This window comes from Mycoplasma sp. CSL10166 (assembly GCF_017116885.1).
In the GTDB taxonomy this organism is placed as follows: Bacteria; Bacillota_I; Bacilli_A; order Mycoplasmatales; family Metamycoplasmataceae; genus Mycoplasmopsis.
In genome coordinates this window covers 249,842-269,411 of the sequence record NZ_JAFIRF010000001.1, presented here as the reverse complement: position 1 = coordinate 269,411, position 19,570 = coordinate 249,842, and the positions used below count along the sequence as shown (strand labels likewise).

Here is a 19,570-nt window from a genome sequence, read left to right as displayed (position 1 = left end):
TATCATAATTAGCGCTTTATAACTTCGTTTGTATCTAAATTTATTAATATGCTTGGGACATTAGTTCCTGGTCCGAAATCATAAACGTTTTTAACTTCCGGAAAAACTTCTTTTGCTTGTTCAATTTTAATTGGAGGAAATCCCGATTTATTAGCACTTGTCATATAATGTGGACCATTTTTTAATAAAAAATCGATTAATTTTTTATTATTCGGCATTCTAAAACCTTGATTATTTACTATGATAGTTGTCGCTCCTGGCCATTCTTTTTGTGCTATTTTTTTTGCTGTTTGATTAAATTGACCAAACTCTAAAGCTTGTTCTATTGAACCAACTAAAATTATTAATTTTTTATTAGAAGGTCTATTTTTTAAAAAATAGATTTTCTCTAAGACTTCATCATTTACTTTACCACCAATACCAACAACTGTATCAGTACTACAAATTATAATATCATCAAAATTATTCATATAATTATTTTAATACTTTTTAATATTTAATATAATAAAAGCATGCCAGAATATCCAGAAGTTACAGTCGTACAAAGAGCATTAAACAAACATGTTCAAGACAAAAAAATATTAAAAGTAGAAGTTAAAATTTCAAAATTAATAAAAAATACAGACGAAAAAAATTTCATTAGTTTTTTAAAAAACAAAATAATATCTAATATTGAAAATATTGGTAAATTTTTAATATTTAATTTTAATGATAAATCAAGGCTTATTTCTCATTTGAGAATGACAGGAAAATATTTTGTTAGAGATATCAATGACCCTGCATTATACGCTTATAGAGGTGATTGTATTTATTTCACATTGGATAATCAAAAAGTACTTGTGTATAATGATTCAAGAATGTTTGGAAGTTTTGAAATTTTACCAAGCGAAGATCAAAGAAGTATTTACGAAATTAAAAATCTTGCTTTTTTACCGGAAAGTGTTGATGTTGATGCATTATTTAATAAATTAAAAAGAAAAACAATCAGCATTAAAAAAGTTCTTTTAGATCAATCTCTTGTTTTAGGAATTGGTAATATTTACGCTGACGAAAGTTTGCATATGACAAAAATTTACCCAATGACTCCCGCTAATAAAATAACAAAAAATGAACTCAAACAACTTTTAATTAATGCTCAAAAAATAATGGATCAAAGTATTATTCATAATGGTAGCACAGTTAATTCATATGCATCAGTAAATGGAGTTAGCGGTGAATTTCAAAATTTCTTAAAAGTCTACGGAAGAGAAAATCAAATATGTAGCACTTGTCAAAGTGATAAAATAGTTAAAGTGAAATTAGATTTTAAACCTAACGGTAGAGGAACAAGTTATTGTCCAACATGCCAAAAGGAGAGATAATGCAAAAAAAACTAACTATAGTAGTAGATATGTTGAATGGTTTTGCAAAATTTGGACCACTTTCGAGTCCGTTAATTAAAAATATTATCCCAAATATAAAAAGCGTTTTAAATAAGGCGGAAAACATCATTTTCTTAGCAGATGCACATAGCGAAGACGATCTTGAAATGAAATCATATCCTCCGCATTGTTTAAAAGGTACACCTGAAGCCGAAATAGTGGAAGAGTTAATTGATTTCGTTGAAGAAGATAATAAAAACGTTATTTACAAAAATACAACAAATGGTTTCTTCGAGATTAGACCCGATTATTGAGATAGATTTAATAGTTTTGAAATAGTAGGGTGTTGTACCGATATTTGTATTTTGCAATTAGCTTTAAGTTTAAAAATGTGATTAAATAAAATTAATTCAGATAAAGAAGTAGTTGTAATAGAAAATTCTGTAGCAACATTTGATTCTAAAAACCATAACGCAAAGGAATTTCACCAAAACGCATTAAATATTATGAAAAATGCAAATATAGTGATTAAATAATGAAAAACACAATTGATATACACGGCTTCACACATGAAGAAGCATTACCAAAAATACAATTAAAAATTTTAGAATTGTTAAATAACAAACACGATCATATCAAAATAATTACAGGTAGAGGAACAGGAGTTTTACAAAATTCAGTGGAAAATTTTATTATTGAACACAATAAACACGATGAAATAAAATTGTCTTATACAGTTACTAATAATGGCGGTACCTATATAATAAGAAAAAACAATGATATAGAACAAGATTATTGCTATGAAGACGATTATTACGAATTAGATCAAGAAGATATTGATAGTATTTTCGAACAAATGGATGATTGAAGATAGGAAAAGATGAATTTAGAAATATTATTTGAATTGCAAAAAAAATTAGACGCAAAGATACATCAAAAGAGAAAAATAACACATCCTGAATTTAGCGATAAAAATATAAAAACACAAAAAATGCTTGCTTTAATTATTGAAGCAGCCGAATATGTTAATGAAGTTCAAAGTTTTAAATATTGAAAGAATAATAAAAACATTAACATTGAAGCAATTAAAGAAGAATTCGCTGATTTAATGCATTTTTTGATAACTATAGGGTATGAACACGATGTAAACCCTAATTTTGAACCAAAAATAATTAGCAATGATATAAATGAACAATTTAAAGAATTATTTATAAGTATAAGTAATTTAATTTCTAACCCTAATTCACAAAATGTAATATATGTATTTGAAATAGCCTTAGGTTCATTTACTATGCAAGGATTTAGTTTTTCCGAACTATTTTGATCATATTTTAAAAAGAATCAAAAAAATTACAAAAGATTGTATTCAAATTATTAATTATAGTATAATTTAAATATGCCTTAGTGGTGGAATTGGCAGACACAGCGGACTCAAAATCCGCCGGAATTTTCCTTGCAGGTTCAAGTCCTGTCTGAGGCACCATATATATTTAAAATATACCAACTTTAACAATTAGATTTCTAATTGTTATTTTTTTATATGATAAAAATTGTTTTTTATTAAAAAAGATAATTAATATCAATTATAATTAGCAATACGTATAATGAGGAGAATAAAAATGTGTAAAAATAAAAAACTCATTGCCATAGTAATAAATCATTTTCAGATAACGAAAAAAACAAAAGCCACAAGCGTCATGAACACTCAAATAATGAACATCATGAACATTCGAGTCATGAGCATGACAAACACAATAATCACAAACAACATGAGCACTCGAATAATGAACATCATGAACATTCAAGTCGTGAGAATCATGAGCACTCAAATCATGAACATCACGATCACACTGAACATCATATAATGATGATTAAAGATTTTAAAACTAAGTTTTTTATATGTTTACTATTCACTATACCGGTCATTCTTATATCAGGATTATTTGCAAAAATAATAGGTTCTAATATTTTAAGATTTGAAGGTTCAGAATATCTAGAATTAGTTACTTCTAGTTTTATTTTCTTTTATGGTGGTATTCCTTTCTTCAAAGGAGCATTTGAAGAAATCAAAAGTAAAAAACCTGCAATGATGACTTTAATCGCAATAGCAATAACGATTGCATATACTTATAGCGTTTATATAGTTATTACACAAAAAAGTAATAATTTCTTTTGAGAATTAGTAACATTAATAGATATTATGTTGCTAGATTATTGAATTGAAATGCATTCAATCGTTAGTGCATCAAATTGATTGAAAAAATTAGCTAATTTAATCCCTAATAAAACTAATTCAATCATAGAAAATGAAATAAAAGAAATCGAAACATCAAAACTTAAAATTGGTGATATTATATTAGTAAAACCCGGTGATAAAATACCCGGTGATGATATCATAATTAACGGAAATTCCGAAATTAATGAATCTATGTTAACCGGAGAGTCAAAATTAATTTCTAAAACAATAGGAGATAAAGTTATTGGCGGTTCTATCAACACTAACGGTTCTATTGAAATTGAAGTTACAGCAACAAACGAAAATAATTATTTATCTAAAATAATTAAATTAGTTCAAGAAGCAAAACAATCTAAATCAAAAACTCAACATTTAGCTGATAAAGCATCCTTTGCTTTAACCATTTTATCTATTAGTGTTGGAATTATTACTTTTATTGTTTGATTAGCAATAAATAAAGATTTAGATATTTCAATAAAAAATGCAGCAACAGTTATGATTATAACTTGTCCGCACGCATTAGGATTAGCGATACCCCTTGTAGTTTCAAGATCTACCGATCAATTAGCTAAAAATGGTATATTAGCTCTTAACAGAGTAGCCTTTGAAAAATCAAGAAAAGTAAATGTTGTTGTTTTTGACAAAACAGGTACATTGACTTATGGTAATTTTGATATAGAAAATATAAAAATTTTTGATAGCAAATATAACCAAAATAAAATAATTCGAATTGCTCACTCGCTTGAAAAACATTCGAATCACCCTATAGCAAATGCTATTTCTAATTATGCACAAAAATTAAACATAATATCATATAAATTATTAAGTAGCAATATTATTCCTGGATATGGGCTAAATGGTACCTTAGATATTGATGGAGAAGTTAAGAATGTAAAATTAGTTAATTTTCAATACTTAACTGCAAACAATTTAAAAATTAATTCAATAGAGAACTCTATTGCTACAAATGTATTTTTATTAATAGAAAACAAACTTATTGCTCATTTTTAACTTAATGATAAAATAAGAGAAGAATCATACGATACGATAGCAAAATTAAAAAAACATTAATACTTATATGTTAACAGATGATAATATAATGAATTAGTGGCCCAAAATGTCGTAAATAAATTAGGTTTAGATGGATATTTTTGCGAATGTATTACCTGATCAAAAAGAATCAAAAATAAGAGAATTACAAAAAAATAAAAATATAGTTATAATGGTTGGAGACGGAATAAATGATGCTCCCGCACTTGCAAGAGCTGATGTTGGAGTTTCTATTAGTTCAGGGACCGATATTGCACAATAAACCTCTGATATTATACTAATTAATAACAACTTAAAAGATATATTAAACTAACTAGTTTTGCTAAAAAAACATATAATAAAATGATTCAAAACTTAGTATGAGCAACACTTTATAATCTTATAGCAATACCGCTTGCTGCTGGTGTGCTTTCAAGTATCAATATTACAATTAGCTTTGAAATCGGAGCGATATTTATGACATTAAGCACTGTCATAGTTGCGATTAACGCAATGTTATTGAGGATAAAAAACATTAAGAAGATAATGTTTCTAAAATGAAATATCAAGCGCAACACTTTCGTGCTTGGTATTTTTATTATATCTTAATGATCTCAAAATTTATAGCGTTAAAATCAAAACCTTTTTTAAATTCTCTACGTATAAGTCCATTTCAATTTTTGTTTGATCCACGTTGGAATGATGTATAAGGTTCTGTTCTATAGATTTTAATATTTAAACACTTAGCTAAAATACCTATTTTTTTAAATTCAATTCCATTATTGATTTAACATTAAGTTTATTTTTAATAATCATTTGATTTAATTTTGCATGTTAACCACAAAACAAAAGGAGATATCGAATCTCCCTGAAATTAATGAAAACTTTATAAGTGAAACACTTATAAAACTTAAATAAAAATATTATTTGGTTATACATTTGCTTAAAAGTTTAAATTGTATATTATAATATAAAAGTTACAATTAAATTATTCAATAATTGTTGATTAAAAATAATGTAACATAAACACAAATATAAAAAGGAATAATTATGTTGTTTGACGAAATAGATTTAAAAGTATTTAATGACGAAAAATCAAAGATATATTTTCAAGAAATTTTAAAATTATATTACGGAACAAATTATAGAGCAGCAATAGTTGAATTGCACTCGTTTGTTACATATGATTTATTACAAAAAATAAAAACTCTATCAAATGACGGAAATAGAGAAGCGGAAGAAAAATATGAAAATATAATTAAAAAAATAGATAATAACGACACATACTCATCAATTGAAAAAGATGTGAAAAAATTTTTCGCTAAAAATTATATAAATTTTTACAATAATTTTAAAGATGAATTGGAATATTTAAAACAATTAAGAAATAGATGTGCACATCTGAATACAAGAGATGAAGACATTTTTATTCCTAGTGATTCTAATGTTAAAACTTTAATTTTTCATATGTATAAAGAAGTTTTTTCCGTTAAAGCACCTTTTATTTCGAACTTATTTCACTTCGTTAAAGAAGATATCAAAAAATATCGAGTATGCAAAAATAATTTATTAATCCGACATGAATCAATAAAAAAAGAAATAAAAGAAAAATACTTAAGCAGAATGGATTACTATACAATTAAGAAAAATATTAAAAATTTTTTAAAATTTACATTTATTTTGGACAAGTCAGACTTTATTGATAATAGACCAGGATTGTTTTTATACTTATATACAATGATAGAATTTCAAATTAAAGATAAAGGAGATATAAGTATTTTCGAAGATAAAAGTGTTCAAGAAATAATTTCAAAAATTGATCCAAATAAAAAAATAGATGACCGAATCTGAATGTTGTGTGAATTATATCATTCTTTTAGCATTATAAAAACTATCTTTAATGCAAACAAATTATTCGAATCAATTAAAAACCAAATTAAATACAAAATAAATTTATTTATAGAGTATGGCGACGATTTTTTTGACAAGGACGAATTTTACAATGAATTAAAACAAAATGATTCATTAAATGATAGTGCATATATAGAACAATTGTATGATCATATAAAAGAATTGAAAGAATTTAATTTATTTGAGTTTTTGGAAATAATGATGAAAAATGTACGGACATATAACGCATTTTATCTTGCAGATAAATTTATGTATTTTTTACGAACTAAATTAGAAGAATTAGATAAGTCCCAAAAAGAAAAATTGCTTCAAATATACGATAATAATAGCCAGTTTTATAACAGAATAAATGGTCCTTCTGAAAGAAATGAATTAATTGATAGTATAAATAAGAATTAATATTAAATCATATGAATAAATTTTAAACAAAAACAAATATGATTATACTCAATAAAATATTTTTAAACATTTTATAACCATTCATTACAAATATTGATAATTCTACTACGATTATAACTATATAATTGTTTATAAACTCGCATTAAAATGTAACATTTTTATAACTTTAAGCACAATTTTTGCTATGCTATTCAAAATTAAAAAGATAAATTTTAATTGATGCTGCTTCCATAAATGGTAGCATCAATTTTTAATCTAATTTTATGCGTATTCTAAACTAATTACTTTTTAAAATTGTTTATAATATAAATATACAAATTATAAGAAGGGATAAATATGGAAAATAAAGATTATTCTCAACTACTTAGAGATTATAAAAATAAAATCGACGAATTATCAGTAAATGACTTAAACAACGATCAAAAAGCAATATGTAAAATGATCTTAGAAAACTTACCTGATAAAACTCAATTACAAAACGTACACCAATTTTTAATGCAAAGAGTAAAAATTGGCTTTACATTCGATTCAGCACCTGAAATTAATAGCAAAACTATTTCAGTGCTTAAACACAACAATGAAAAGTCTTTTAGATTCGATGAATCTAAAAGCGAAAACACCTTGATCATAGGTGAAAACTATGATGCTCTTAAAAATTTATTAGTAATAGAGAGAGAGAGAGAGAGAGTCGCGGCTTAGATTATAACTACGATGTAATCTATATTGACCCTCCTTATAACACAGAATCTGCATATTCAGATGGAAATAACTCTGCAAATGACAAAGAAAATATTTCCGCTTCAAAATTTATATATCGTGATAAATTCAGCCGTAACGGTTGACTTAACATGATGAACGAAAGACTTAAATTAGCCAAGAAACTTCTCAAAGATGACGGAGTTATTTTTGTGTCGATTGATGACAACGAACAAGCATATTTAAAAGTCTTGATGGATGAGATTTTTGGAGAAGAGAATTTTCTAGCCAATTTCATTTGGAGAAACAAAAATAATGGTGGTGGCTCAGATAAACAAGGTATTGATATCGAAACCGAATTTATTGTTGGGTATGTTAAAAGCAAAAATAAAACAAATTTTAATTCTGTTAAAATGATTGAATCTGAATTTATTTATAAAGATGAATATTACATAGAAAGAGGAAAATATAAACTTACCGATTTAGATCGTGTGTCTTCAAAAGAAAGTTTTAAATATAGTCCATCATTAGACTACGAAATAGAGGCTCCAGATGGTACCATTTTCACAAACTATAGAAATGAAAAAAAAGCAATGTCATATGCATACACTCTTGGATATGATACATTCATAGCACAAAAAACATCCGGTTTCATAGAAATTCAAAAAAAATTTGATAAAAAAAATAATGTATGATATTGAAAAGCGTTTAGAAAAATATATCAAAAAGTCAAATTTAACAATAAAACTCACGAGATAGAAACTAGACATAGAGGAAATAATTTTAATAATTTAATAACAGACTCAACGATATCTAATAGTTCTGGCAAGAAAAAATTAATATCAATTTTAGGGAATAAGAATTTTTCATTCCCAAAACCAACATCTTTAATAAAATGAATTGTAAATTTAATAGACAACAAAAATGTACGTATTCTAGATTTCTTCGCAGGTTCAGGAACAACCGGTCACGCGGTTATGGAACTAAATAGAGAAGATGGTGGAAACAGAACTTTTACGCTTGTAACTAATAACGAAAACAATATTGGTTATGATGTTACTTACGAACGTTTATTCAGAATAAATAATGGTATTGGTACAAATAATGAAACTTTTAAATGAACCGAAAAGAATGATCCATATCAACAAAACCTAAATGTTTTTGACCTAGAATATAGTAATATTAGTGTAGACCAAAATCAAATTAAAACAGAATATTTAATTGATACACTTAGAGAATCATTAACTAAGTTTGAAGTCAAAGATATTAGCGATGATGAGTTATTGAACAATTTAACTAATTTATATTCGTTAGATAAAGAGGAAGTTGACAAACTCGATGAAACTAACTAATACCCAGAATAGAGCAGTTTCTCAACTCTTAAAACATTTTAATAACTCATATAGTCTTAAACAATCTAAAATAGTTGAATTTAAAGCACCAACAGGTTCTGGTAAAACTTTTATGATTGCTAACTTTATTGATCGAGCAATCACTATTAATAAACAAAGAGATAATAAACCTATTATTTTTGTAGTTATGACATTATCTAATGCAGAATTACCTAAACAAATGGAAGATAATTTTAACGAATATAAATTTTATTTAGAAAATAGAAATGACCTTATTTTTGAAAGAAAAGAATCTCCGTCAAGCACTAAAAATAACGTTAAAGACGCTGATTATACATTTAAAGTTGAAACTAATAAAGTATTTATTTTAGGAGCTTCTTCCTTTGGTGCTAACAGAATATATACCGAACAAGGTATTTTAGATAAATTCATTTCAGAAATCTCAAACAATTACTTTGTTATTTTCGTTCGAGATGAAGCACATATTGGAACAAGAGAATCAGGGATTAAAGGTAAAAATAAACAAGCCGTTGAAAACTTTTACGAAAAAATGAGTAAAGCAGCTAATTTTCAAATTAATATGACCGCTACACCAAAAGGTATTTATGAACAAGTTAAGATTAGTGAAAAAGAACTAAAAGAAGATGATATTAAATTACTTAAAATAAACGGCCATTTAAATGAAGGATTGTCCGAAGTTAATAACGAACAACTTAGTGATTTAGAATTATTGGACATTGCATGTACTAAATTTAAAGAAATTAAGCAAAAGTATATAACTGAGGAAGGATTAATAGATAATATCAATCCTGCTATGTTAATTCAAGTAAATGATAAAAAAGCTAATGATAAAGATTTTGATGAAAAGATCGAAAATATAATCAAAACATTAAAAAAACATAATTTAACATGAGCTAAATACTTTTCTTCTGAAAAAATAGATTCAAACATGCGTGGTAACATTTCTTTAAAAAACATTTCTAAAAGAAGTTCGGATATTGATGTAATAATCTTTAAAGTTGGACCTGCAACTGGTTGAAACATACCACGTGCTTGTATGTTGGTTCAATTAAGAAATGTATCTTCTGATAGTTTAAGTATCCAAACCATTGGTCGTATCAAACGTAATCCCAATCCGGCTTTTAACTTTGATGATAATTCAACAGCATATAGTTATTGAGTATATTCAAATATTGAAAATATTGATAAAATAGGCAAAGAAAGAGAATTTAGTTCATATAAATTAAATAAAGAAAGTTTAAATGATAAATTTTACTACGGTGAAATCAATAAAGAAGTTGAAAAAATAAAAGTTGATCTAAGTGATCAAATTGTTGAGTTAATTAAAAACAACAAAAATCAATTATTATCAAATTATGATTATTATTTAAACTACTACCAAGAAAAAGGGTATATACCTTATAAAGAAGATAAGATAATAGATAAAGAAAAAAATCAAGAACTACAATATATTAATAGAAAAATTAATAACATTATTGAAATGAGTCAATTTATAAATGAATTTAATGCAAAAACCTCTAATATTCTGGATAAAAAAGATTTAAGAGTAATAGATCAATACTTTATTAATGATTATAAAGATCACATCCATTCACTACTTTGATATTCGTTTATTAAATTTATCTACCCTAAGGTCAAAAAATATGTATTAGATCAAAGAAAAAAACAAATTAGTGAACTTAATATCCGTGAATTTAAACTTATGTATGATAAACAATTACCTTCTGATATTAATTTTGAAATAACTGATGAAGGCTTTAAAATTGAGTTTGAAGAGCAAAAAATAAATTATCAATATGAATTGATATCATTGCTAAATAATAAATCTAAGCAAAGATTGCACTATTATGATTCAAATAACGAAAGAAGTTTTATTAATAGTATTGTTCAACTTTTTAAAGATGATTTAAAAAATAATAATTATAAAAATATATCTTTATTTAGAAATCCAGTACAAAATGGAATCTTTTATGAATATTATGATGAAGATAGTAATATCAAACGTCAATTTCCTGATTTCGTTTTAGTTTATAAAACAGATAAAATAGAACATCAAATTAATGTTGAAATTAAAGATTTTAACAATGATTATGATGAGATAAAAACAAGTAAAATCATTGATTCATATCAAGGTTATTATGAAGATAAAAATAATAATTTAATGCAAATTGTTACTTCCTTATTAATTCAAGTTGATAAATCAAATGTTGGATCTAATAAATTTATTATTGCAGGTGGCGGGAGTACAAACCATACAATAAAGAAAACTATTAAAGAAAACATCGGAACTAACCAAATAATAAGTTGAATATATAATTTAGCAAAAGATATTTAAAAATATAATGTACACTAGAAACTTCAATAAGTTTCCAGTGTACATTTTTTGTTAAAAGTTTAATTATTCAAAAAATAATACTACACATATTAGAATATATTTGAAAAAGATGCGTATTTACGCAAAAATATTAAATTTATAAAGAATTTATTTTAGTACAAACTACTTTTAAAGTTGCATTTCGTTTGCGAACATGCTTAGCATTTTAATTTATTTCTTAACTTTTTTTATAAAAAAGACTATATAATAGGTAATTTTGTTTTGTTCCGCTGTTTAATGCTGTATTAAATTAAAAGTATTTCATATTTAAAAATATGAAATTATATTAAAACCATTAAATCTAAAACAAATAATAATACTATAATATTATTATAGATATTTAAGAAAAATGCGTATTTACGTGAAATAATTAAATAGGGTTGAAACGGAAATTTAAAGACCAAAATATTTAAACAAAATTATTAGTAAAAAAATAACGGCAGAGTCAAAATTATTATTAGCATTAGAAGAAGTGGTAAATCTTATCTTTTATTTGAGTTATACAAAAAATACTTACTTACTAATGGTGTAAGTGAAAAACAAATTATAATGATTTCCTTAGACGGAATTGAAAACATCCAATATTGAAACCCAATAGATGATTACACAAGAACTAAATTAGAGTATATAGTACAAAAAATTGGGAATTATTTATTTTATGTTAAAAAGAGTATAATTAAATCAATGGAGAAACATATGAAAAAATTAAACTTACCAATTGATTTAAATATAAAACCAGTATCTATAAAAGAATTGGTTATTGAATTATGTAGAAATGAAATTTATTTATCTCAGTTCAGAAGTAGATCAAAAAAAGTTATAGAAATCATACCAAAAGAATTTTGAATAGAAACTGAGGATGGAACTTTAATATTTAATGAAAATTTAGAAGATCATGATTATTACATTTTATTAAACTTATTTGATGAAGAGGATTATCAAGTAGTTAAAAATAAAGATAATCTTAATGAATATTACTTAATCTCAGATGATTATGTTAATCATTTACTTGAACAATATGAAGAACTTGAAGATTATGGTTATGAGTTATCAAGATTTGATATTAGAATAAACAGTGAAGCTCTTGAACTTTGTTTAAAAGATTGTTATGCTTATGGTGAAGTTCAAAAAGATACAATTAAATCTTTTGATAAATAAATTTTTTATTTCTTTTTGAGCATCGATTTTTTAAAGAAATTTACTTCTACTTTTTTACCTTGTAGTTTAATATCGATTATAAATTTAGATATTTTTTTGGACACTTGATGGTTTCCTATAATTTAAATTTTCTATATATTTGGGGTTCTTCAAATGGTCATTTAATGATATTTTTGCTAAGTACCTACATGATTCTTCAATATTTTTATTTTTATTAAAAAGATCATAAACACTTGCAAAATCTTCTTTATCTTCAACTGTAGAAAATGAAAAAAATAACGGAACTGTGCTTATGTTACCTTTATAATTGTAAATAAAATCTATCATTTTGTTAAATGAAAATATTTTTTCGCCTTTTAAAATAGATTCAAAAAAACTTGAAACAAAGTTATTCGTTTCTAAATATTCTTTGTTAATTACATAATTATTCTTATTATTTTTTCTATAATTCCTAGTTTATATAGGTTTCCCACAAACATATTAAATCTATTTATTTTTTTGTTCTTATAAGAATAAATTTGTTCTTGTATACAAAATTCTTTAAATTTTTCTTCTAAATCATTAGGATTAAATTCGAGATTTGTTTTTGAAGATTGTTCTATTATCCAAATAATTAATTGATAATATTTATTAATAATATTGCTCGTTCTAAATTCTATTCCGGATATTTTATTAAATGTTTTTATTTTCATAATTAGTTATTAGTATCTCCTCATCTTTTGATTCTTTATTTTTCGTTAATAATTAGAATTTTTATAACTTTTTTATGTAATATACATTATATTTTTCGATCATTTTTTTAAGATATCATTATCACTGTTTTTTGCGAAAAAAACATTAGAAAGAGCCAATTTTATATTATGTTTACTTAATTCATCTAATAAAAAAGTAATTTAATTTCCTGTTTTCGTTTCAAATGTTATTATATGTTGAATTAGTCACTAAGTACAGAGGATCAAAATATAAAAAATCTTTGTTTGTTAGTTTTTTTCACTGATAAGTTGTTTTATAAAAGTAAAATCTTTTGAAGTAAAGACTATTTTTTTATTTTGAATATTATCGATATACGATTTAAATATTTGAAGTCTATTTTAGTTTAAAGTTTGTTTACCAGAAGGAATATTAAATTCATTTTTTGAGTTAAATCTTATTTGACTATTAAAACTATGAATAATTAATACAAACAATAAGATATTACTATAAAAAGTTTTTTTATTTAGTTGATTATTATATTCTTCTTTCGATTTATTGAAATTATCTTTGAATTCTTCTTTTGATAAGATTTTAAAATCATTAAAATTATATTTTTTCATTATTTTTTCAATAGTGAAAAGCATTTTTTTAATAGGTGTTTTATAAAAAACTTTTAGTAAATTTGTAAGATTTTTATCAATATCATTATAATGATATTTTTTTGCATCAACATTAGAAAGGATAGTGCCTCCACCACCAAAAATGTCATAAAAAACATTGATATCTTTAGAAAAAAACACTTATTTGATAAAAATTTTTATATTTATCTCCCAAATAATACAAAGGACTTCGATTTATTTTCTTCAAGGTGCCTCTCAATTCTTTCGACAGATTTTTCAAAATAAGTTTTATCAATTTCACCAACAATATATATTCTTTTTGTATTAATGAAAGCGATTGCTGTTGTACCAGAACCCATAAAAGGATCAAAAATAATATCATTTTTATTTGTATGTGTTAATATAAGTTTTTCAATGACTTTACAGATTTTTGAGTTAGACGAATTTTATTTTTTAATCCATTAACCACTGATGATTTTAATTCAGTCCTAGATAAGGCTTTGACTTAGGTTTATTAAAACTTATTTTGCCCCGGGTTTTACTGCTCATATAGCGAATTTGTAATCTCTAACATATTTTCTATTAGTATTTATAGGCATAGGATTGCTTTTAACTCATCTTATCAAATCTTTTATTTTAAAACCTAATTTTTCCAAGCAATAACATATTTCACCAAAATTTTTATAATTATTTTTATAATCATTAAAAATAATTATAGAACCTCTTTTTTTAATGTATGGTGCAACTTGTATAATTCAGTCGGTTCGATTAAAACATAATCCCATTCTCCGAAATCTATTCTACTTCTTCCGATAGTTTTGAAATTATTTTTTCTCGAAATGTTATAAGGAGGATCCGTAATAACTGCATCTATAAACATTGTTTTTTCTTTTTGAAATTGCTTAATTAAATCTTTAAAATCTATATTTTGTATGGTACTGTTTAACATAACCCTCCTAAATGTTAAACTAAATAATTTAAACTAAATTGCTAACCCTTTTTTAATAACTTGAATTAAATCATATATACTATTAATTTAAACACTTTTAAATGTGTTTTAAATGCAAATATTTTATTTATTTCGGAGACTAATAGCAAAACAGGTTAAAGCCAATTTTTGTTTTAGATTTTACTACGGATACATTATATTTTAATGTTATTAACATACTTAATTTCATAGTTCTTTATAATAATTTTCAAAAAACAATGTATTGTATTTGTTTTTTTAAAAATTATCATACTTTTATTGTTCTTTCATTATTTTAATATTATTTATTCTATTTTTGTTATCTTAATCATTTAAACAATTTAAGTATATCTTAGATTGAGTCTACTTATTACAAAAGATTGACACTTTCTATACCTTTTGATTGTAATTTTCTGTTATATAATCCAAATGGTTACTCGGTTCATGTGGAGCCATTTTTTTATTAAAAAATTTCAAGTGCTCCACAACTATATTTTATATTAATTGTGTTGTACTTGAAATTACAATTTAGCAACGAACAAAACATAAATTTTGTTCGTTTTTTTTATAATAAATGAATGTTTTCTTTTTTTAGTTCTTCTTTCATTTCTTTTGGTCAGTATGATGACTGTACTTCACCAATATGTTGTTTTTCTAGCATTAACATACTTAGTCTACTTTGACCAATTCCACCACCAATTGTGAGTGGTAAAGTGTTTTCTACTATACCTTTGTGGAACTCTGAAATGGATTTAACTTCTTCTTCACTCATTTTTGATTGAGCTATTATAGAATCTTTATCCACACGTATACCCATAGACGACAATTCTATTGCTTTATTTTTTCAAGGAGCATAAATTATTAAATCTCCATTTAATTTTCAATCATCATAGTCAAATGCTCTTTTAGATTGAACTACTCCAGACATCATAGGTCAACCAATTTGATAAACAAAAATAGTGCCTTTTTCTCTTGCTAACTCATTTTCCCTTTGTTCAGGAGTTAAATTAGGAAACATATTTTCCAATTCTTGTGAACTAACGAAAAATACATCGTTTGCAAAAACTTCTTGCAAATTATATTTTTCATTAATATATTTTTTTGTTTCTTTTACACAGTTGTAAATTTTATTAACAATATTTTTTAAAAAATTAACATTTCTATCTTTAGCAGTAATTATTTTTTCTCAATCTCATTGATCAACATAATATGAATGGGTATCATCTAAATCTTCTTCACGTCTAATTGCATTCATATCTGTATATAAACCTTCGTATGTTTCGAAATGATAGTCAAATAAAGCTTGTCTTTTTCATTTTGCAAGTGAGTGGACTATTTGTAATTCTGTTGTTGAATCTTTTGGTAAAAATTTAACCGGAGCTTCTCCGCTTAAACCATCATTTAATCCGGATTTTTTAGAAACAAATAATGGGGCAGTTGCTCTTGTTAAATTTAACTCTTTTTTAAGACCTTCTTGAAAATGTGCTTTCAGATCTTGAATAGCACTTTGAGTTTCTCTTATATTTAATTTTGACTTATACATATATTTCCTTTTATCCTAATTTTGTTTTATATATAATATTATATAGTGTAATCACATATACAAAAATAATTAATATGCATGATTGCAAGGGAGAAAAATGAAAATTGAAACAAATAAATCTTACTTTTTAAATGTATCTAGTTTACATAAAATTCATTATAAAATATATGGGAATTTAAAAGGAAAACCTGTTTTTGTAGTACACGGCGGACCAGGTGGTGGTAGTCATTATAAACTTTTAGAATTATTTGACCAAAATAAATTTATGATTATATTTATGGATCAACGTGGATGCGGATTAAGTACACCTTTTTTAGAACTACAAGAAAATAACACAAACGAGTTAGTTGATGATATCGAAAAATTAAGAAATCATCTACAATTGGGAAAAATAATGCTATTTGGTGGTAGTTGAGGAACTACATTAAGTTTAATGTATGCGCTTAAATACACAAATAATGTTAGTCAAATATTATTAAGAGCGGTATTTTTAGGGCGTCAGGAAGATGTTGACTATTTATACGAAGAGAACGGAGCAAGTGACTTTTACCCTGATTTATATGAAGAATATAAAAATATAATACTAAAATATCCGGGTAAAAATAATTTAGAAAAATATTATTACGCACTTAAAAACGAAGTAGACATCAATAAATTAAACAAAGTTGCAACAACTTTTTCAAATTGAGAAAGTGCTCTTGTTTCGATTAAAACCTTTGTTCCACTAGCAAATTTAACACAAGATCAAATTGATAATAATAGAGCAATTGCTCTAATGGAAACTCATTATTTTGTTAATAAAAGCTTTTTAGAAAGTGATAATTATATTTTAGAAAATGCACACAAACTATCGTCAATACCAACTTATATAGTTCATGGAAGACAAGATATTGATTGTAGACCAATTGGTGCATATTTATTACATAAAAAAATTAAAAATTCAAAATTATACCTAGTAGATTCAGCTAGCCACTCAACAAGCGAACCCCCTATTTGAAATAAAATAATGGAAATTTTAAAAAATATCTAGTTATATTTCAACTAGATATTTTTTATTATTTGAATTTGAAAAATTTTTTTAAATTAAAGATAATTTTTTTAATATTAGACGAAGTTTTTTTATTGATTAGTATGTCTATTTTATTGATTATAATACCCGATGCAACATCAGCGTTTGTGTTGTGTATATGAACAACATTTTTTGAGTACTTCTTAACTAAATTTAATAAATAAGGAGATAAATTATTGTCAGTTAAATAAAAATTATGAACTTCTTTAAAAAAATGAGTATTATTAATTTCGGCACTTCATCTAGCTCTTTCTAATTCGGTAGTTGCGTTTTCAACTCCAAACAAGCGATTTATATTAGTTGTTTTAAAATCCTTAGTTATGACAAATATATAATCTAATTTTTCTTGCAACGCAAGAGAGACTAGGTATTTCAATTTTCAAAATTTTCAATATCACTTTTGTTTACTTGAAAAGTTGTTTAACTTAATATTAATTTCTGGATAAATAAAATCTTCAATCATGTGTCCATCCATTATATTAATTGTATTAACTTGCATCTTTTTAATTTCTTTTAATCTGCGTCTAAAGATATCCTTATGAAATTTATAACTATTAGTTTTAAGGTTATTTATATAATCTATGTACTCTTGTGAGTTTTCCTTAAAATCTTCGAATTTAGTAAATTTATTATAGTTAAAATAAGGATTTAATTTATCTATAAGTACTTCTTTACCGCTACCACTTGTTCCAATAAATGCAATTTTTACATTTTGTTTATTAGTTGTTACTAAGTAGAAATAAATTGATAATAACATATAAATAATATTAATTATCATAGTTGTCCAATTTAAAAACCCTACTCCTCCAAAAAAAATGAAAGAAAGTATATTTTTAAGGATTCAAACTGGTCATGAATCTCTAAAACCTAAAAGCATCATAATTAACGCTATAATTGATAATGCGTTAATTAGAGAATTTAATATTATTGCCGCTTGATAATAGTTAAAGTTTGTTCCATATATTTGTGTCTTATCAAATTGATTTAGTAAAATTAATATTTCTTCGTGCAATAACGGAGTTACATAATAGAATAATACGCTCATCAAAATTGTTAAAAAAACAAAAAAAGTGGTTGAATAAATATTAGATCTAAAAAATTCGAAGTTTTTATTATTCTTAATAATTCTTGTTGTTTTAAAATAGGTAAAAATTAATATCGGTATATAGATAAATAAGTTGATAAAAGCATCTAATGGTATTTTAAAAGAAAACGCAAATAATGAAAATAATAATGCATTAAGAATACCTAGCGGATACCCTATTTTTTTATGATTAGAAAAAGCAATAACAGATAATACTCCCAATAGTGCAGAAAGTGAAACGCTAACACCAATCACCTTTTGCCATACACTACCAAACTCTCATATTCATGTTTTGTAGTCAAACGAATATAAAGTGTTAAACCCTAAAAATATTATAATTATTGCTACAATTATCCTTTTAATTATATTTATATACATAATTAAATTATTATACTATAAAAAGGTAAAAAAGCATAAAAAACGGGTTTATTTGATAAAAAAATGTTTTTTATGCTAATTTCTAATAATTATTTTATATATTTTTCATCTAGTATTCCGATGTATGGTAAATTTCTAAATTTTTCCTGATAATCAAGTCCAAAACCTACCAAAAATTCATTAGGTACTGCAAACCCATAACAATCTGCCTTTAAATTAACTTTACGATTTTGTGGTTTATCCATTAAAGTTGCTATTTTAAAAGTCTTTGGCTCACGATTTAACAGCATTTTTTTTATTTTATCAAGTGTAATACCACTATCTATAATATCTTCAACTATCAAAACATCTTTACCTTTTATGTCTTGAGCTAAATCCATAATGATTTTAACACTTCCACTAGAAGCGTGATGGCCACTATAACTGCTTGCTGTTATAAAATCGATTTCATGATCAACATTAACATGTTTAATTAATTCGGCTAAAAAGGGAATAGAACCTTTTAATAAGGCTACTATTATTAAATTTTCGCTATCTTTGTAAGTTTGATTAACTCATTTTGCAACTTCTTTTATTTTATTATTTACAAATTCTTCATCAAATAATATCTTCTTTATTTTTGGGTGTTTATTCATTTTATATCCTTTCTTTTTATAAAAAAAGCCATATTAAAATACGA

Annotated in this window: 21 protein-coding genes and 1 tRNA gene; 13 read left to right on the top strand and 9 right to left on the bottom strand. The window is 24.6% G+C overall.

Translation table 4 applies throughout. From position 1 onward, the window contains the following. Positions 1-8: 8 nt before the first annotated feature. Complete coding sequence (locus JXZ93_RS01160; protein ID WP_205852487.1) at positions 9-470, bottom strand: L-threonylcarbamoyladenylate synthase; 462 nt, start codon at positions 468-470, stop codon at positions 9-11. 42 nt (positions 471-512) lie between these two features. Here JXZ93_RS01160 and mutM point away from each other — a divergent pair, with 42 nt between their 5' ends. From mutM to JXZ93_RS01105, 12 genes are all read left to right on the top strand, one after another. Next, positions 513-1,361, top strand: coding sequence for a bifunctional DNA-formamidopyrimidine glycosylase/DNA-(apurinic or apyrimidinic site) lyase (gene mutM, locus JXZ93_RS01155; RefSeq protein ID WP_205852486.1), 849 nt, complete (start codon positions 513-515; stop codon positions 1,359-1,361). Beyond that, positions 1,361-1,897: an isochorismatase family cysteine hydrolase gene (locus tag JXZ93_RS01150; RefSeq protein ID WP_205851961.1), complete on the top strand. Its 537-nt coding sequence runs from the start codon at positions 1,361-1,363 to the stop codon at positions 1,895-1,897. Before mutM ends, JXZ93_RS01150 begins: the two co-directional genes overlap by 1 nt. After that, positions 1,897-2,235: a Smr/MutS family protein gene (locus JXZ93_RS01145; protein ID WP_205852485.1), complete on the top strand. Its 339-nt coding sequence runs from the start codon at positions 1,897-1,899 to the stop codon at positions 2,233-2,235. The genes JXZ93_RS01150 and JXZ93_RS01145 overlap by 1 nt, the downstream gene beginning before the upstream one ends. Positions 2,236-2,241: 6 nt before the next feature. Further along, the gene (locus tag JXZ93_RS01140) at positions 2,242-2,739 is read left to right on the top strand and encodes a dUTP diphosphatase (RefSeq protein WP_205852484.1); all 498 of its coding nucleotides are present in this window, start codon (positions 2,242-2,244) and stop codon (positions 2,737-2,739) included. Positions 2,740-2,759: 20 nt separating this feature from the next. Next, positions 2,760-2,844 (top strand) — tRNA-Leu (locus tag JXZ93_RS01135). A 381-nt stretch (positions 2,845-3,225) separates the two neighbouring features. Continuing rightward, positions 3,226-4,608: an HAD-IC family P-type ATPase gene (locus tag JXZ93_RS01130; RefSeq protein ID WP_205852483.1), complete on the top strand. Its 1,383-nt coding sequence runs from the start codon at positions 3,226-3,228 to the stop codon at positions 4,606-4,608. A gap of 130 nt (positions 4,609-4,738) precedes the next feature. Then, entirely contained in the window at positions 4,739-4,909 is a 171-nt protein-coding gene (locus JXZ93_RS01125) for an HAD-IC family P-type ATPase (RefSeq protein WP_205852482.1), read from the top strand. Between the two features lie 767 nt (positions 4,910-5,676). Beyond that, positions 5,677-6,936 carry a hypothetical protein gene (locus tag JXZ93_RS01120; protein ID WP_205852481.1) on the top strand — a complete coding sequence of 420 codons (1,260 nt, stop codon included), beginning with the start codon at positions 5,677-5,679 and terminating at the stop codon, positions 6,934-6,936. Positions 6,937-7,272: 336 nt separating this feature from the next. Beyond that, positions 7,273-7,635: a type III restriction endonuclease subunit M gene (locus JXZ93_RS03680; protein ID WP_241007089.1), complete on the top strand. Its 363-nt coding sequence runs from the start codon at positions 7,273-7,275 to the stop codon at positions 7,633-7,635. After that, positions 7,596-8,984 carry a site-specific DNA-methyltransferase gene (locus JXZ93_RS03675; RefSeq protein ID WP_308699387.1) on the top strand — a complete coding sequence of 463 codons (1,389 nt, stop codon included), beginning with the start codon at positions 7,596-7,598 and terminating at the stop codon, positions 8,982-8,984. The genes JXZ93_RS03680 and JXZ93_RS03675 overlap by 40 nt, the downstream gene beginning before the upstream one ends. Beyond that, the gene (locus JXZ93_RS04115; RefSeq protein ID WP_205852480.1) at positions 8,971-11,340 is read left to right on the top strand and encodes a DEAD/DEAH box helicase family protein; all 2,370 of its coding nucleotides are present in this window, start codon (positions 8,971-8,973) and stop codon (positions 11,338-11,340) included. Before JXZ93_RS03675 ends, JXZ93_RS04115 begins: the two co-directional genes overlap by 14 nt. A 588-nt stretch (positions 11,341-11,928) precedes the next feature. Continuing rightward, positions 11,929-12,537: a hypothetical protein gene (locus JXZ93_RS01105; protein WP_241007088.1), complete on the top strand. Its 609-nt coding sequence runs from the start codon at positions 11,929-11,931 to the stop codon at positions 12,535-12,537. Between the two features lie 84 nt (positions 12,538-12,621). Here JXZ93_RS01105 and JXZ93_RS01100 read toward each other — a convergent pair whose 3' ends face one another. The 6 genes from JXZ93_RS01100 to JXZ93_RS01075 form a co-directional block, all read right to left on the bottom strand. Continuing rightward, the gene (locus JXZ93_RS01100; protein ID WP_205852479.1) at positions 12,622-12,864 is read right to left on the bottom strand and encodes a hypothetical protein; all 243 of its coding nucleotides are present in this window, start codon (positions 12,862-12,864) and stop codon (positions 12,622-12,624) included. A gap of 89 nt (positions 12,865-12,953) precedes the next feature. Beyond that, positions 12,954-13,229, bottom strand: a complete 276-nt coding sequence (locus tag JXZ93_RS01095) for a hypothetical protein (protein ID WP_205852478.1) — start codon at positions 13,227-13,229, stop codon at positions 12,954-12,956. Between the two features lie 399 nt (positions 13,230-13,628). After that, the gene (locus tag JXZ93_RS01090; protein WP_205852477.1) at positions 13,629-14,030 is read right to left on the bottom strand and encodes a DNA adenine methylase; all 402 of its coding nucleotides are present in this window, start codon (positions 14,028-14,030) and stop codon (positions 13,629-13,631) included. 23 nt (positions 14,031-14,053) lie between these two features. Beyond that, on the bottom strand, positions 14,054-14,266 hold the full coding sequence (locus tag JXZ93_RS01085; protein ID WP_374962835.1) for a DNA methyltransferase: 213 nt from the start codon (positions 14,264-14,266) through the stop codon (positions 14,054-14,056). Positions 14,267-14,562: 296 nt separating this feature from the next. Further along, positions 14,563-14,799: a hypothetical protein gene (locus JXZ93_RS01080; protein WP_205852476.1), complete on the bottom strand. Its 237-nt coding sequence runs from the start codon at positions 14,797-14,799 to the stop codon at positions 14,563-14,565. 583 nt (positions 14,800-15,382) lie between these two features. Next, the gene (locus JXZ93_RS01075) at positions 15,383-16,360 is read right to left on the bottom strand and encodes an aspartate--ammonia ligase (protein ID WP_205852475.1); all 978 of its coding nucleotides are present in this window, start codon (positions 16,358-16,360) and stop codon (positions 15,383-15,385) included. 97 nt (positions 16,361-16,457) lie between these two features. Between JXZ93_RS01075 and pip the strand changes: the two genes are divergently transcribed. Then, positions 16,458-17,390, top strand: a complete 933-nt coding sequence (pip, locus tag JXZ93_RS01070) for a prolyl aminopeptidase (protein ID WP_205852329.1) — start codon at positions 16,458-16,460, stop codon at positions 17,388-17,390. Positions 17,391-17,415: 25 nt separating this feature from the next. On the opposite strand, the gene pnuC is transcribed toward pip, so the two are convergent. Both pnuC and hpt read right to left on the bottom strand, forming a co-directional pair. Continuing rightward, positions 17,416-18,891 carry a nicotinamide riboside transporter PnuC gene (pnuC, locus tag JXZ93_RS01065; RefSeq protein ID WP_205852474.1) on the bottom strand — a complete coding sequence of 492 codons (1,476 nt, stop codon included), beginning with the start codon at positions 18,889-18,891 and terminating at the stop codon, positions 17,416-17,418. Positions 18,892-18,980: 89 nt separating this feature from the next. After that, the gene (hpt, locus tag JXZ93_RS01060; RefSeq protein ID WP_205852473.1) at positions 18,981-19,526 is read right to left on the bottom strand and encodes a hypoxanthine phosphoribosyltransferase; all 546 of its coding nucleotides are present in this window, start codon (positions 19,524-19,526) and stop codon (positions 18,981-18,983) included. Positions 19,527-19,570: the final 44 nt, after the last annotated feature.